Source organism: Carboxylicivirga fragile (assembly GCF_050589805.1).
Classification (GTDB): domain Bacteria; phylum Bacteroidota; class Bacteroidia; order Bacteroidales; family Marinilabiliaceae; genus Carboxylicivirga; species Carboxylicivirga fragile.
This window is the reverse complement of the sequence record NZ_JBNGOY010000010.1, coordinates 98516-114766: the sequence shown is the minus strand read 5'-3', so window position 1 is coordinate 114766 and position 16251 is coordinate 98516. Positions and strand designations below refer to the sequence as shown.

The window sequence follows — 16251 nt, the reverse complement described above, 5'->3', positions numbered from 1 at the left end:
TAAACATCTCTCATCTAAATAAAACACAATGAAACAAATACACATCGATCTTCGCCATAAATACAAGGTTAACTACCTAAGAGTAACAATGGGATTCATCTTATTAGGCATGGTTATTTATGGACTGTATAAAGGAGAGAACTTTTTTAAACCAATGCATCTAATACTTTTTAGTGCAGCCAGTTTATATTACATACTAATGGGTTTTGGTTTCAACCCTTTTACTTTCTGGGGCAAGGCTTACATCAATATCAGCACTGAAGCCATTGAATTTAAACCTTCGATCCTGAAAAAGCCAACAACCCTGCAATGGCAAAATTGCAAGCAGGTAAACATTAACGTTTCGAGCATACGTTTTTCGGAAAATAATGCAGGCACCTTGGAGTTTGACTATCAGAAAATGGATGTCGAATCTATTCAAAAATTAAAACAAGCCATCGTTAGCATCTGTAAAGAAAAGAAAATTGAACTGGCCTAATAATCAGCTAAAACTAATTTGATGCAAGCCAATATTGCCGCAACTAAACAACTAATACGAGATGAAGCACTGCGGCTGGGGTTTTCGGACATTGGCTTTGCAAAGGTGGAAAAGCTTGAAGAAGATGAACAGCATCTAAAAACCTGGTTGGATAAGGGTTATCATGCGGACATGGCCTATATGGCTAATCATTTTGAGAAACGACTTGATCCGGCTCTTTTGGTGGACGGTGCTAAAACCGTTGTTTCGGTTTTGCTCAACTACAAACCCAAGGAACTTCAAAAAGATCCCGAGGCACCTAAGTTGGCCCGTTATGCCTATGGAAAGGATTACCATTTTGTGATTAAAGACAAATTGCAAGATCTCTTTGATTATATCCAGAGAGAAATATACCCCGATTTGGATGGGCGACTTTTTACCGATTCGGCTCCTTTATTGGATCGTGCCTGGGCAGTTAAAAGTGGCTTGGGTTGGATAGGTAAAAACACGAACCTATTGCATAAAAAACTAGGCAGCTTTGTACTGATCGGCGAGCTAATTATTAACCTGGAATTAGAACCAGATACACCAATTAAAGATGCCTGCGGCGGCTGCCAACGTTGCATTGACGCCTGTCCAACCAAAGCACTCATTGGCCCCTACCAGCTAGATTCAAACAAGTGCATTTCCTACCTCACCATCGAACACCGCGATGACATACCAGAAGAGTTTAAAGGCCAAATGGAGAACTGGGCTTTTGGTTGCGACATTTGCCAGGAAGTATGCCCTTGGAACTGGAAGGCACGCCCTACCAAAGAACCTGAATTTACACCCCATGCCGACCTGCTATTATTGAGTAAGGATGATTGGCACAATATGGAACTGGATCAGTTTCAAGAAGTATTTCGTAAATCAGCCTTAAAGCGCACCAAGTATAAAGGATTGAAGCGCAATTTGGATTTTTTGAAATAGCACGTCACAACTCTTTTTATTATCTTCATAAGCTTAAATTCAATCTAAAACCTAATCTATATTAACTATGGGATATATGGGATTCGGCATGCAAAAGTGGATCTATTCCATTAAGCCAAGAAGACCTTTCTCGAAAGACAGAAAACCTATTGGCAATACACTCGATAAGCATGAACATGTTAACGCATACACAAAAGATTCTATTAAATTAAGTGGGCGCATTAACGAAGATATTACTGAAGAAGAAGAAAAACAAAGTACAATTTTAACGCGATACCGTTTACTCTTTAGATATGCTGCTGGCATCTTTGCAATCGCTTTATTCATAGGGTTCGCACTTGATTTTAACATAAAGAAAAATGACTATGCCGCTAAACAAGAGTTACGACGAGAAAAAATAAAACTTCGTGAAAGCCTTGAAATTGAAAAAGCCTATCAGATCATACTTTATTCGGGCAATAACCATTTAAAGCATAAAGAATACGATCAAGCCATTACTCAGTTTGAACAATTGGTACTCATGAGTAACGAGAAAGTTGAAGCAAAAGAAGCACTCGTGAATGTCTTATGCATTTCATGCATGCATAAAGGTTTACATTGTGACAAAGCAATAAAAGAATTAGTATTACTTTACGAAAAAGATCAACACCCAAAGTATGCTAAACAATTAATAGAACTATATAAACACCTAGGTCAATTCGAAAAAGCTGATGAACTCTCGAATCGTCAACCTTAAGATAAATGGCTTATGTGAAAAAATAGCCCTAATATTATTGGCATAACTTCACTTCTCAATAAAACTCAGCCATTAACACACATTAATGAGCTGCCCGAGAAGAAAACACCCCATTAACATACATTAATGAGCTCCCTGAGGAGAAAATAGGCCGTTAATATTCATTAATGGCATCAGGCGCAGGTTTCCGAAGTATTCTTACAATAATCTCGATAAACATGAGGATAAAATCAGTGGTTCATTCGACTCATTACTCTTATTTAGAACAATCCTAAATTACCAACAAAAGCACCTTTATAACTACTTTTAAACTTAAAGCCAAAGCGCAATACTTTCTTCAAATTGAAAGAGCTTGGGGATTTCCAATTGGGGATTTACCTCTAAATACACTTTTCGCTTAAGAAATGCTTTCACACAAGCATGTCAACTTTTTAAAAACGTTAATATATCATGTTTCCCCCCTACAAAAACACTCACATTTGCTATAATTTATTACTTAAAATTTGTCACGCATGGCAACACGTATTGAAAGTGATTTACTAGGAGAACTACAAGTTCCGATTAACGCCTATTACGGTGTACAAACGCAACGCGCGGTTGAGAATTTTAACATTTCTACGGCACAGCTGAGTCAGTACCGTCATTTTATATGGGCTTTAGGAGTCGTCAAAATGGCCGCTATTAAAGCCAATCATGAAATGGGATTAGTGAATGATCAAATGAAAGATGCGGTTGTTCAAGCTTGTCAAGAAGTGATGGATGGAAAATTCGATGCGGAATTTCCAATCGATATGATACAGGGTGGCGCTGGCACATCAACCAATATGAATGCCAATGAGGTAATTGCCAATCGCACCTTGGAAATACTGGGTTACGAAAAAGGACAATACGAACATTGCTCACCAAACGACATTGTGAACCTTTCGCAATCAACTAATGATGCCTATCCAACGGCCATCAAGCTTTCGTTGATTCGAATGAATTACATATTGATTGAACATCTGGAAGCATTGGTTAGCTCCTTCAAGAAAAAAGGTAACGAATTTGCTGATGTTATAAAAATGGGTCGTACCCAATTGCAGGATGCCGTACCGATGACCTTGGGGCAAGAATTTTGCGCTTACGCATGTACATTAAGCGAAGAGATTGCTCGCCTAACTCAGAATGCTAACCTGTTCAACGAGGTTAACATGGGAGCTACTGCTATTGGAACAGGCATTAACTCCGTTGATGGTTATTCTGATTCGTGTGTTAAGTTTCTATGTGAAATAACGGGTTATCCAATTGTGCTGGCGACTGATTTAATTGAGGCAACACCTGATACTGGTTCGTATGTCATCTATTCATCGGCCTTAAAGCGTATGTCAGTTAAGATTTCGAAGATCTGTAACGACCTTCGTTTATTATCTTCAGGACCACGTGCCGGATTAAACGAGATTAACCTACCACCTATGCAACCAGGTTCATCAATTATGCCAGGTAAGGTAAATCCGGTTATTCCTGAAGTGATGAATCAAATCTGTTTCAAGGTAATTGGCAACGATCTTACGGTAACTTTTGCAGCCGAAGCAGGACAATTACAGTTGAATGTAATGGAGCCAGTATTGGCCTACAGCATATTAGAATCGATGCAGTTTTTAATGCGCGGAATGGATACACTACGTACCAAATGCATTGATGGCATCACCGCTAACGAAGATGTTTGCGAAAATATGGTACTAAAAAGCATTGGTATCGTAACAGCACTTAATCCTCACATCGGTTACAAAAACAGTACACGCATTGCCAAGGAGGCTTTAAAAACCGGCAAAGGCGTTTATGAAATTGTACTCGAAGAGGGCATTTTATCAGAAGATGAACTTAAAGAAATATTAAAGCCAGAAAACATGATTGGTCCGGCAAAGAAGAAATGTGAGTAGTAGCACATCCGTCCCATAAAGAGGGATAATAAAAAGCGCATCAATTTGTTTTGATGCGCTTTTTCTATCTAACTAAAAATTTCTTAATCTAATTTCAGTACAGCTAAGAAGGCTTTTTGTGGCACTTCAACGTTACCCACCTGCTTCATACGTTTCTTACCTTTTTTCTGCTTTTCGAGCAGTTTACGCTTACGCGAAATATCACCACCATAACATTTAGCGGTTACATCCTTACGCACAGCCTTAACCGTTTCGCGTGCAATAATTTTAGCTCCAATTGCGGCCTGAATAGCAATGTCGAATTGCTGACGTGGGATTAGCTCTTTGAGCTTCTCACACATGCGTCGGCCAAAAATCTGCGCATTATCGAAATGGATCAAAGATGACAAGGCATCTACCGGCTCACTATTCAATAAGATATCCAAACGCACTAATTTAGCTGCTCTAAATCCTATTGGGTGATAATCAAAAGAAGCATATCCTTTTGAAATACTCTTCAACTTATCGTAAAAATCGAATACGATTTCGGCCAAAGGCATCTCAAACTCCATATCAACTCTATCAGAAGTTAAATAGTGCTGTTTCATAAGCACACCTCTTTTACCAAGGCAAAGTGTCATTATTTGACCGATAAATTCTGATTTAGTTATAACTGATGCTCTGATATATGGTTCTTCCACCACATCAAGTATGGTAGGTTCTGGAAGCTCTGAAGGTGTATGTACATTAATCTGCTCACCTTTCTTTGTATGCGCAATGTACGGCACGTTAGGAACCGTAGTAATCACAGCCATATCAAACTCACGATCTAATCGCTCCTGAATAATCTCCATGTGCAATAAGCCAAGGAAGCCACAACGGAAGCCAAAGCCAAGTGCTGCAGAAGATTCCGGCTCATAAGTCAAAGAAGCATCATTCAACTGCAGCTTTTCCATAGCGGCCCGTAAATCTTCGTAATCCTCGGCATCTATTGGATAAACACCAGCAAAAACCATTGGTTTCACTTCCTCAAAGCCACCGATAGCCTCTTTACAACCGTCTTTCACGTGTGTGATGGTGTCACCAACCTTCACCTCTTTACTGGTTTTAATACCTGATATTATGTAACCAACATCACCTGTTTTTAATTCCTTACGAGGTTCCATATCCAAACGTAATACACCAAGCTCATCTGAAAAATATTGTTTCTCAGTATTGAAGAACTTAACGTGATCACCTTTTTTTACACTGCCGTTTACCACTTTAAAATAAGCAATAATACCTCGGAAAGAGTTAAAAACAGAATCAAAGATCAAACCTTGAAAAGGCCCGTCGACATCACCTTCGGGAGCCGGAACACGTCCCACTATACCTTCCAAAATATCATCTACTCCTTCACCAGTTTTTCCACTGGCTCTGATAATCTCTTCCCGATCGCAGCCAATCAAATCAATTATTTGATCTTCCACTTCCTCGGGCATGGCATTTGGTAGATCCATCTTATTTAAGATCGGAATGATGGTTAAATCATTTTCAATGGCCTGATAAAGGTTAGAAATGGTTTGGGCCTGTATACCTTGAGTAGCATCTACAATTAATAAAGCACCCTCACAGGCAGCAATGGAACGCGATACCTCATAGGAGAAATCAACGTGTCCAGGTGTATCAATCAAGTTAAGCACATATTTTTCGCCATTAAGCTCATAATCCATCTGTATGGCATGACTCTTAATGGTAATACCGCGCTCGCGCTCAATATCCATATCATCCAGAACCTGTGCCTGCGCGTCTTTGCCCATAACCGTCTCTGTAAACTCCAACAAACGATCTGCCAGAGTACTCTTCCCATGATCAATGTGGGCTATAATACAAAAATTACGTATATTCTTCATCTACTACCTGTTAACCTATTCGTTCCACCCCAATTCACTCAACCTCACTTTTCAAGTCTGCAAAGATACTCATTTCCTTGAATTTTCTTTAAATTAAAACACAGAGAACAGGGAAATTGCTTTTAAAATTCAACCACGTTGTGGTTGTTTTAATAATTCATTATTACTCCCCCTGCACGGCGTACAGGGCTATTAGCTTCGCTGATCTTCGATTCATTTTAAATCCTTTCAGGATTCCTTCCATAACAAACCACGAATGTGGATAAGGAGCGGCTCTTTATTTACAAGCGATAAAAGAGAGCCGCTCCCTTGATATACCAAAAAAAGAGGAACCGCAAGCGATTCCTCTTTCATATATGAGTAGTTACATTGGGCAATAGTATAAGTAAGATATATAATCTACTGCCTTCTGACTATCCCGATAGCTATCGGGACTATCAACTTTTTTACATCATTCCTGGCATGCCGCCACCCATACCACCACCCATAGGAGGCATAGCTGGAGCAGCTTCTTCTTTTTCTTCAACTAATACACACTCGGTAGTTAAGAACATACCTGCAATAGAAGCAGCGTTCTCAAGAGCGATACGAGTTACTTTAGCAGGATCGATTACACCACTTTCCAATAGGTTTTCGTAACGATCGAAACGTGCATTGTAACCAAAGTCAGCTGAACCTTCTGCCACTTTTTGTACAACTACTGCACCTTCTTTACCTGCGTTAAATACTATTTGACGCAAAGGCTCTTCGATGGCACGTTTTACGATTTCGATACCAGTTGTTTCGTCTTCAACTTCGCCAGTTAATCCTTCAAGCGCTTTAATAGAACGAATAAAAGCAACACCACCACCAGGAACAATTCCTTCTTCAACAGCAGCACGAGTTGCACTCAATGCATCGTCAACACGGTCTTTCTTTTCTTTCATTTCCATTTCAGAAGCAGCACCTACATATAGTACAGCAACACCACCAGCTAACTTAGCTAAACGCTCTTGCAACTTCTCACGATCGTAATCAGAAGTTGTATTTGCAATTTGTGATTTGATTTGGTTCACGCGAGCTTCGATAGCCTCTTTTGAACCTGCACCATTCACAACAGTGGTATTTTCTTTATCGATAGTTATTTTCTCAGCTTGACCTAGCATTTCAAGTGTTGCATTCTCTAACTGCAATCCTGTTTCTTCTGAGATGACAGTACCACCAGTTAGAACAGCTAAATCTTGCAACATCTCTTTACGACGATCACCAAAACCAGGCGCTTTAACAGCAGCTACTTTTAATGAACCACGCAGACGGTTAACTACCAATGTAGCCAATGCTTCACCATCAACATCCTCAGCAACAATAACCAAAGGTTTACCAGCTTGTGCTGTAGCTTCTAATACCGGAAGAAGATCTTTCATTGTTGAAATCTTCTTATCGTGGATCAAAATCATTGGATGCTCCATATCAGCTAACATCTTCTCAGTGTCAGTAACGAAATATGGAGAAATATATCCACGGTCGAATTGCATACCTTCAACAACCTCAACAGTTGTATCAGTACCTTTAGCTTCTTCAACAGTGATAACACCTTCTTTACTCACCTTTTCCATTGCCTCAGCAATCAAAGTTCCTATTTCAGTGTCGTTATTAGCAGAGATAGTAGCTACTTGCTTGATTTTTTCACTGTGCTCACCAACTTCCTGGCTTTGCTCTTTAATGCTCGCAACAACCGCTTTAACCGCTTTGTCAATACCCTTTTTCAATTCCATAGGGTTAGCTCCGGCAGTAACGTTTTTCAAACCAACGCTAATGATTGATTGAGCCAATACTGTAGCTGTAGTTGTTCCATCACCGGCATCATCACCAGTTTTAGAAGCTACTTCTTTTACCATCTGCGCACCCATGTTTGCATAAGGATCAGATAACTCAACTTCTTTAGCAACAGACACACCATCCTTAGTGATAGCTGGAGCACCAAATTTACGATCAATAATTACATTGCGACCTTTAGGGCCTAATGTTACTTTTACTGCATTAGCTAACTCATCAACACCTTTTTTAAGTAGGTCGCGAGCTTCAATATCAAATTTTATTTCTTTAGCCATTTTATTATTATTTAAATAGAGTATCAAGCATCAAGATGCTAGTATCAAGATTCAACCTTTTCATTAAGAGCTGGTCGATGTCTTGATTCTTTTATCTCAAATCTTGCTACTTATTATATTAATTAAAGGATATACAAAACATCAGACTGAGACATCAACAAGTAGTCAGCACCATCAATGTTTATTTCAGTACCACCATATTTTCCGAACAATACAGTATCTCCAGCTTTGATTTCCATAGCTTCGTCCTGCTTTGCAGCACCAACTAATACTACTTCGCCTTGCAATGGTTTTTCTTTTGCTGAATCAGGAATAATGATTCCACTTGAGGTTTTTGTTTCAGCTTCCTGTGGCTTCACCAAAATTTTTCCGGCTAGGACCTTACCTTTTAAATCTGACATATCTATTAATTTTTAAGTTTAAACGAATTTGTAATTAATTCACGATGGCTTTTTCTCACAAAGTATGCCAAAGCAGGATATAAAGCTTTTTTAATAAAATCACTGACTTTTTTGCAGTCGGCTGACAATTTATGCCATTAACACTGACAAAATTGAGCGAGTTTAACGCTCCTACCTGACAGATTGAATTTGCTTAATTAGTCCGAAGCCTATAGTCCGAGGTCCGAAATTAAGGATCGCATCTTTATAGCAATGTGGGCTATAAAGATGCGATCCTTAATTTAACTTAAAAAAAAGACATAAAAAAAGTGTCAAACCCTTAGGTTTGACACTCTTTAATATCTTATACTTCTAAAAACTATTCTCCGTCTTCAGTTGCATCACCTTCCGTTTGTTCTCCTTGAGCAGGTGTTGGGAAAGCAGGCATTTCTTGCTGAGTTGGTAAAGCATTTACCTTCTCATCAATTTCGGCAGCTCCAATGGTTCCTTTATCAACGAACATAACAGCAACAAAACACAATATTAGCAGTGCACCAGCTGAAGTCCAAGTTGCTTTCTCAAGAAAGTCGGTCGTTTTACGAACTCCCATCACTTGGTTAGAAGCTGAAAAGTTTGAGGCTAATCCTCCACCTTTAGAATTCTGTACCAATACGATAAGAATTAAAAAGACACTAACTAAAACGATTAGTATAGTAATAAATGACATATCTTCGATTTATTGATTATTAATTAATTTTTCTAGGTCGCTAATTCGCTCGGCAAAGTAAACATTTTTTTCGGGATATTTCAAACGTAACTTTTCATAAATCCCAATCGCCTTGTCGTAATGTTTTTGCTTGATATAGATATTAGCCAATGTTTCGGATAATAAATCATCGTTTTCTTGAATGCTATTCTCGTGCCTATCATTACTTTCGGGCTTTGTTTTTTCAACCGGTTTCGCAACAATACGAGGCGCTTCAACATTTAAGAAATTATCAATCAACTGTTGCGATTTCTTGGGAACTGGCTTTTCTTCTGCCTCATCTTTTGGTATTGGCGCATGGCGCAATACATTTAACCAACCAGAAAATGAGCGATTCTCCTCTTCAATCTCTTCCGGATCAAGCGCTTCTTTTAATTGATAGTTCGTAAAATCCGACGAATCGTATCCTAAAAAATCCGCACTTGGCAATACCATTTCTGTCTCATCTTCTTCTGGCTTATCTGCAGCCGAAATTTTAGAAAAATCGACACCAACTCCATCATTAGTTTCAAACACATCGTCTGTTTGGAAATAATCGGCTACCGACCTAACATTTGTAGTTAAACCTACGGAAGATGAGCGCTTATCAGAAACAACAACTTCTTCTCTTGTTGCTTCAACAGACTCCTTTTTATCTTTTGGCTCAACATCAAGCTCTTTACTGCCCGCATCCTCTAATTCAGGCTCCAGCTCTTGCTGATGAACCAGATCATATAAGCGCTGCCGATCAACTATGTATGCCGCCGTTTGCTTCAGCTCACTGTTAAAACGAACATGATCGAGTACATGCAGATTCTTAACCCTTAGCATACGAGCCGACTGAAACCATGGAAATTCATCTACGATTTCGCTAAGCGACGAAAGTGTTGTTTCATCTACCTTATTGGGCTGCGACACTAGGTCAAAAAACTGGGCTTTGTTCATATACTAAACTACCAATCGGCGAAAGCCTTGTTAAAGATGTTTTCGGTAATTTCTTCAATCATTTCCTTGGTTAAGTCTGCCTCAACTGCATTGATGTTTTGCGACGATTCAAAATCACGAAACGCAGAAAACGACGATTCCCAATTAGCTTTAGGATCTTTGTAGTTTTTATAACGCACCTTAACGGTCATTGTCAAACGTGTTTCAGCCGACAAGGCATCGGCCTGAATAGCCATTGGTCGTACATTGTAATTCGTAATCTGTCCCGAGAAATCAACATCTCCAGTGTTTGCATCCAATTTCAATCTGGATTCATTGGTTACACGATCTTTTAAGCCCTCGGTCATTTCCTGACTTAGAGTCGGATTAATTAAGGGCGCCCTATTATCGAAATACTGAACAGAGAATGATTGAATATTTTCGGGGATTGATGCTCCACTCATTGTCATACTTACTGAACAGGATTTCAGGAGTACCACAGCTAAAAGTGCGATCAAAGTTGTTTTTAAATATGCCATCTAATTTTATTTTTCAAGAGCTAATGAGCTCAAACTATATATCTTATCTATCCTTCTATCTTATATTCTTTGATCTTACGATACAAAGTACGCTCCGAAATACCTAAATCCTTAGCCGCTTGCTTGCGCTTGCCATTGTATTTATCAAGTGCCTTTTTTATTAATTCTATTTCCTTATCCGCCAGAGATAATGACTCTTCAACAAACTCCTCGGTATCTTCAATCACATTACTTTCGGCTGGAGCAGCTGACGGATAACCTATTGATTGCACATTCTTTTCAGGAACAAAATCACCATCTTCACTCTGATAAAGCTTCTGAATAATATTGGCATGCTCGGGTTGAGCTGTAACATTACCCTCTTGCATTAATCCATGCACCAACTTCTTCAAATCGCCCATGTCCTTCTTCATATCAAAAAGCACCTTATACAGAATCTCTCGTTCCGTATTAAAATCAGCAGATTTTGCTTTACTATCTCCACTCGAGTTAATTATGGCTGGTAAATTATCGCCTGAATGATATGGTAAGTATTGTGTTATCGCTTCTCCGTCAATATCGCGCTTCTGCTCAATCACCGAAATTTGCTCAGTTATATTCTTTAACTGACGTATATTACCTGGCCAACGATAACCCATCAACAAATCCTTTGCCTCAGCATTTAAGCGAATAGCCGGCATCCGATAACGGTTAGCAAAATCACTTGAAAACTTCCGGAACAATAGATAGATATCTTCGGCACGTTCGCGTAGAGGCGGCATCTTAATTGGCACACTATTTAGGCGATAGAATAAATCCTCTCTGAATTTGCCCTCTTTTATCGCGGTATCCATATCTACATTAGTTGCAGCAACTACACGCACATCAGTCTTTAGTACTTTAGATGAACCTACCTTCATAAATTCACCTGTTTCCAACACTCTCAGCAAGCGTACTTGTGTCGACAAGGGCAACTCGCCTATTTCATCCAAAAAAATAGTCCCGCCATCTGCCTCTTGAAAATAACCCTTCCGGTCTGTCAATGCTCCGGTAAATGCGCCTTTTTCATGACCAAATAATTCCGAATCGATGGTTCCTTCGGGTATGGCACCGCAGTTAACAGCAACATACGAACCATGCTTACGCGCACTCATCTGATGAATAATCTGTGGAAACACTTCCTTACCCGTACCGGATTCTCCGCTTATTAAAACAGCTAAATCAGTTGGAGCAACCTGCACAGCAACATCAATGGCTCTGTTTAAGCCAAATGAGTTCCCTATGATGCCAAACCTTTGTTTGATTTGTTGAATATCCATTACTTATTTGCTTTTTAACATGATCTACAAAATAGTCTGCAATAATTGCAGTATAACCTGACAAAGTTACAATTCTCAAGCTTTTTTACAGGAATAAAGAAAACATTTTTTTTGAGAGACTCGCTCAGACAAAATTATACTTAAATTTACCTCATATAGATTATTTAAAAACGTATGTCGACACAAAAAATATTAGGACTTATTCCGGCCCGTTATGGTTCAACTCGTTTCCCTGGCAAACCTTTGGCTGACATTGGAGGCTTAAGCATGATTCAACGTGTATATGAGCAAACCAAAAAAGAACTTGAACATGTGTATGTTGCTACCGACGATGAGCGAATCGAAAAAGCAGTTATCAATTTTGGCGGTAAGGTAGTGATGACATCAGTCGATCATCAAAGCGGAACTGATCGTTGCGCCGAAGCTTTGAAAAAAGTAGAAGCTATTGAGCAACTCAGCTTTCATGCGGTGCTTAACATTCAGGGCGACGAACCATTTATCAGTCCTGAACAAATTGCTCTTGTGGCTGCATGTTTTAACGATAAAGAAACACAACTGGCTACCTTGGTAAAACCCATTGGCAAAAGTGATGACTTATTTAACGAAAACAAACCAAAAGTAGTGGTGAGTGCCGATAAAAAAGCCTTGTATTTTAGTCGCTCTCCAATCCCATTTTTTCGTGGTGTTGATAAGGATGAATGGATAAACAAGCATCAATACTACAATCACATTGGGTTGTATGGCTATAGAGCCGACGTACTAAATGAAATAACTCAACTTCCGTATGGTCAACTCGAACAAGTAGAATCTCTGGAGCAACTACGTTGGCTGGAGAATGGCTACCAAATTCGAGTGGAAGAAAGTAATCAGGAAGCCATATCGATAGACACACCTGAGGATCTTGAAAAACTATTACAATCCGGATTAATCTAAAAGCCTATGACCACGCCGAATCTAATTAAAATTGATAATTATTTAAAGCCGTATGAAAGAGAGTTAAGGGAACAACAAACTCGCTTCGAAAATAAACTTGACGAAATTAACGAGTTACGCGGCAGCCTTTACGAGTTTGCCTCGCAACACTCTTACCTTGGCTTACATCGAAAAAGTGACAATTGGGTGCTTCGCGAATGGGCACCTAATGCAACCCATATCTATTTAATTGGAGAATTATCTAACTGGAAGGCTAATCAGAACTATCAGTTTATACAGAAGGATGGTGGGATTTGGGAGTTAGAAATAAAAGGTTCGGTACTGAAACATGGTGACCTATACAAGTTATTAATTCAATGGGATGGCGGTGAAGGTCACCGTATTCCTTCACACGCCACACGAATCATTCAAGATCCGGAAACGAAAATATACAATGCACAAGTTTGGTCACCTGATGCTGATTTTCAATGGACTGATGATGATTTCACCATTCAACGTGACACCTTTACTCCGCTAATATATGAGGCGCACATTGGTATGGCCTCTGAAGATGAGAAAGTAGCCAGCTTCAACGAATTCAGAACTAACATACTTCCAAAAATAAAAGCACTTGGTTATAATACCATTCAGTTTATGGCCATTCAAGAGCACCCTTATTATGGTAGTTTTGGTTACCATGTTTCTAATTATTACGCTGTCAGCTCCCGCTTTGGAACACCTGAAGAATTGAAACACTTGATAGATGCAGCACACGAACTAGGCATAGCTGTAATAATGGACATAGTGCATTCACATTCGGTTAAAAACGAATTGGAAGGCTTGGGTTTATTCGATGGCAATCGCACACTGTATTTCGAAGATGAAGATCATCCGGCATGGGATTCGAAATGTTTTTCCTACCAAAAAAATGAAGTACTGCAATTCCTTCTGTCTAATTGCCGATATTGGTTGGAAGAGTTTCACTTCGATGGTTTCCGTTTCGATGGTGTTACAAGTATGTTGTACCACGATCATGGTTTGGAGAAAGACTTTACGGGATATGCCGACTATTTTGGAGGAGTGAGTAATCCACATGCCATCATCTATCTTACCTTGGCCAATCAATTGATTCATGAGGTAAAACCATATGCCCTATCTATTGCTGAAGAAATGAGTGCCTACCCAGGTTTAGCAGCAAACATTAGTGATGGCGGCATTGGTTTTGACTACCGCCTATCAATGGGTATTCCCGATTTCTGGATCAAACTCATCAAAGAAAAGAAGGACGAAGATTGGTCGGTTGGGCAGATATACCACGAACTGAGCCAGCACCGCATCGAAGAAGAAACCATCAACTATGCCGAATCGCACGATCAGGCCTTGGTGGGTGACAAAACCATTTTCTTCCGCCTGGCGGATAAGGAGATTTACGACAACATGGCTATTGATCAGCCAAACCTCATCATCGACAGAGCGATTTCATTACATAAAATGATTCGTTTAATAGCTCTATCAACCGCCTCGGGTGGTTACCTCAATTTTATGGGCAACGAATTTGGTCATCCCGAATGGATCGATTTCCCAAGAGCAGGCAACAATAGCTCGTACAAATATGCGCGTCGTCAATGGTCGTTGATTGAAAATGAAGAACTGCGCTTTCAACAACTCAACAATTTCGATGAAGCCATCATCAGTTTATTTGCAAAAGAAAAACTCATAAAGCATGAATTAATTCATCGTTTCGACAATGATCCTGATCAGGTATTGGCTTATAGTCGTGGTGATTATTTGTTTGTTTACAACTTCAACCCGGAGAGTTCGTTTACAGGCTACGGTATACCTGTGGCTCCTGGCAAACATCAGTTAATATTATCAAGCGATGATGGCGAGTTTGGGGGATTTAATCGGGTTCCGAAATACCACACCTACAAATCTGAACTCTACCAACACAACAAGCAACATCAGATATTGCTGTATCTGCCATCGCGAACCTGTTTGGTTTTGAAAAAGCAGGAGATAAAGAGGGTGTATTAAAAAGATAACTGATAAACCACGCGAAAGATTCGCGCGGGAGCTACGAGCAAAAGTGAAACAAACATTTTTTTTTAAAGAAAATGCTAGTGGGCGATTGTATCGCGTTCTTAAAAAACAATAAACAATGAGCCGTAACTACAAATTCTATAATCCAGAAGGAGTGTACTTTGTTAGCTTTGCCGTTGTTGAATGGCTCGATGTATTTACAAGAAATGAATACAAGAACATATTAATTGACAGCCTGCACTATTGCCAGAAGGAAAAAGGCATGGAGATTTTTGCGTGGTGCATAATGACGAACCATGTTCATTTGGTTTTCAGAAGTATAAAAGATCAAAAACCTGAATTATTACTGGGTGATTTTAAACGGTTCACTAGCAAGGTAATTGTGAAAGCCATAAAAGAAAATCCTAAAGAAAGTAGAAAAGACTGGTTGCTTGAGCAATTCGAAAAAGCTGGAAACAAAACATCGAATGTTAGTAGATATCAGTTTTGGCGACATGACAACAAACCTATCGAGCTTTGGAGCAATAAAGTAATTGATGAGAAAATAAATTACATCCATAATAACCCTGTTGCAGAAGGTCTAGTTTTCTATCCAGAAGACTATGTGTATAGTAGTGCAAGAGATTATAGTGGGGAGCAAGGAGTTTTGAAAAATATTGTAGTTTTAAGATAGCATTTAAACCACGCGAAAGATTCGCGCGGGAGCTAGGGGAGCAAAGAATTACATAAAAGAGAATGAGATATATTTTTACAACAATTATTATCCTTGGATATATTCTATTTGGATATTTTTGGATACAAACATCGTATCAAATTATTACTCAAAATGTTTTTATTGAAACATTCACTTTCAACAAAATATCGACATCTACAGTTTCCTATACTAATAAAAACAACGACTCTAAAAATTATATTATAAGTTACCAATATGAAATCAATGATAAGCTGTACACTAACGAGCTTATTGTTGACAAACAATCATTTGCTGATAAAGTTGGACTACATAAAGAAAGTCTAAACATAATGTACAATCAACAATTGCCAATGGTAAGTTATATTGAAGGATGGGAATTAAAAACATCTCATAAGTTTAATCTTATATTATTTTCAATATTCTTAGGCATCACTATTTTAGGAAACCTATTCCTAAAAGCTGAAAACAAAAGACTGAAAGAAGTCCTAACTCAACACTAGTAAGCCCTTATATCGCGCTTTTAAAAAAGATACACCTAAGCTAGTGCGCGATTGCATCGCGTTCTATAATCAATGAAATTTAATGAGCCGCAACTACAAATTTGACTTCGCCAATTTTCAATACTTAAGCTTGAAGGGGTTTAGAATATTGAATTAGTTGTAAGGCAAAGTACA

Annotated in this window: 15 protein-coding genes; 8 read left to right on the top strand and 7 right to left on the bottom strand. The window is 38.9% G+C overall.

What is annotated here, in order from left to right; genetic code table 11:
- Positions 1–28 precede the first annotated feature (28 nt).
- The 4 genes from ACRD7B_RS06100 to aspA all read left to right on the top strand — a co-directional run bounded on the left by ACRD7B_RS06100 (position 29) and on the right by aspA (position 4084).
- Positions 29–478, top strand: coding sequence for a hypothetical protein (locus ACRD7B_RS06100; RefSeq protein ID WP_430823594.1), 450 nt, complete (start codon positions 29–31; stop codon positions 476–478).
- A 21-nt stretch (positions 479–499) separates the two neighbouring features.
- The gene (gene queG, locus ACRD7B_RS06095; protein WP_430823593.1) at positions 500–1429 is read left to right on the top strand and encodes a tRNA epoxyqueuosine(34) reductase QueG; all 930 of its coding nucleotides are present in this window, start codon (positions 500–502) and stop codon (positions 1427–1429) included.
- Between the two features lie 67 nt (positions 1430–1496).
- Entirely contained in the window at positions 1497–2165 is a 669-nt protein-coding gene (locus tag ACRD7B_RS06090; protein WP_430823592.1) for a tetratricopeptide repeat protein, read from the top strand.
- Positions 2166–2677: 512 nt separating this feature from the next.
- Positions 2678–4084, top strand: a complete 1407-nt coding sequence (gene aspA, locus ACRD7B_RS06085) for an aspartate ammonia-lyase (protein ID WP_430823591.1) — start codon at positions 2678–2680, stop codon at positions 4082–4084.
- A gap of 83 nt (positions 4085–4167) precedes the next feature.
- On the opposite strand, the gene lepA is transcribed toward aspA, so the two are convergent.
- From lepA to ACRD7B_RS06050, 7 genes are all read right to left on the bottom strand, one after another.
- Entirely contained in the window at positions 4168–5955 is a 1788-nt protein-coding gene (gene lepA, locus ACRD7B_RS06080; protein WP_430823589.1) for a translation elongation factor 4, read from the bottom strand.
- Between the two features lie 446 nt (positions 5956–6401).
- The gene (groL, locus tag ACRD7B_RS06075; RefSeq protein WP_430823588.1) at positions 6402–8045 is read right to left on the bottom strand and encodes a chaperonin GroEL; all 1644 of its coding nucleotides are present in this window, start codon (positions 8043–8045) and stop codon (positions 6402–6404) included.
- 122 nt (positions 8046–8167) lie between these two features.
- Positions 8168–8446, bottom strand: a complete 279-nt coding sequence (locus ACRD7B_RS06070; RefSeq protein ID WP_430823587.1) for a co-chaperone GroES — start codon at positions 8444–8446, stop codon at positions 8168–8170.
- Positions 8447–8804: 358 nt separating this feature from the next.
- Positions 8805–9152: a preprotein translocase subunit SecG gene (gene secG, locus ACRD7B_RS06065; protein WP_430823586.1), complete on the bottom strand. Its 348-nt coding sequence runs from the start codon at positions 9150–9152 to the stop codon at positions 8805–8807.
- 9 nt (positions 9153–9161) lie between these two features.
- A complete protein-coding gene (locus ACRD7B_RS06060) occupies positions 9162–10115 on the bottom strand; it encodes a tetratricopeptide repeat protein (protein ID WP_430823585.1) in 954 nt (317 codons plus the stop codon).
- 8 nt (positions 10116–10123) lie between these two features.
- A complete protein-coding gene (locus tag ACRD7B_RS06055) occupies positions 10124–10633 on the bottom strand; it encodes an LptE family protein (RefSeq protein WP_430823584.1) in 510 nt (169 codons plus the stop codon).
- A gap of 47 nt (positions 10634–10680) precedes the next feature.
- A complete protein-coding gene (locus tag ACRD7B_RS06050) occupies positions 10681–11931 on the bottom strand; it encodes a sigma-54 interaction domain-containing protein (protein ID WP_430823583.1) in 1251 nt (416 codons plus the stop codon).
- A 174-nt stretch (positions 11932–12105) separates the two neighbouring features.
- Here ACRD7B_RS06050 and kdsB point away from each other — a divergent pair, with 174 nt between their 5' ends.
- The 4 genes from kdsB (at position 12106) to ACRD7B_RS06030 (ending at position 16077) form a co-directional block, all read left to right on the top strand.
- Positions 12106–12864, top strand: a complete 759-nt coding sequence (gene kdsB / locus ACRD7B_RS06045; protein WP_430823582.1) for a 3-deoxy-manno-octulosonate cytidylyltransferase — start codon at positions 12106–12108, stop codon at positions 12862–12864.
- Between the two features lie 6 nt (positions 12865–12870).
- Entirely contained in the window at positions 12871–14877 is a 2007-nt protein-coding gene (locus tag ACRD7B_RS06040; RefSeq protein WP_430823581.1) for an alpha-amylase family glycosyl hydrolase, read from the top strand.
- A 124-nt stretch (positions 14878–15001) separates the two neighbouring features.
- Complete coding sequence (locus ACRD7B_RS06035) at positions 15002–15556, top strand: REP-associated tyrosine transposase (protein WP_430823580.1); 555 nt, start codon at positions 15002–15004, stop codon at positions 15554–15556.
- Between the two features lie 62 nt (positions 15557–15618).
- Entirely contained in the window at positions 15619–16077 is a 459-nt protein-coding gene (locus tag ACRD7B_RS06030) for a hypothetical protein (protein WP_430823579.1), read from the top strand.
- Positions 16078–16251: the final 174 nt, after the last annotated feature.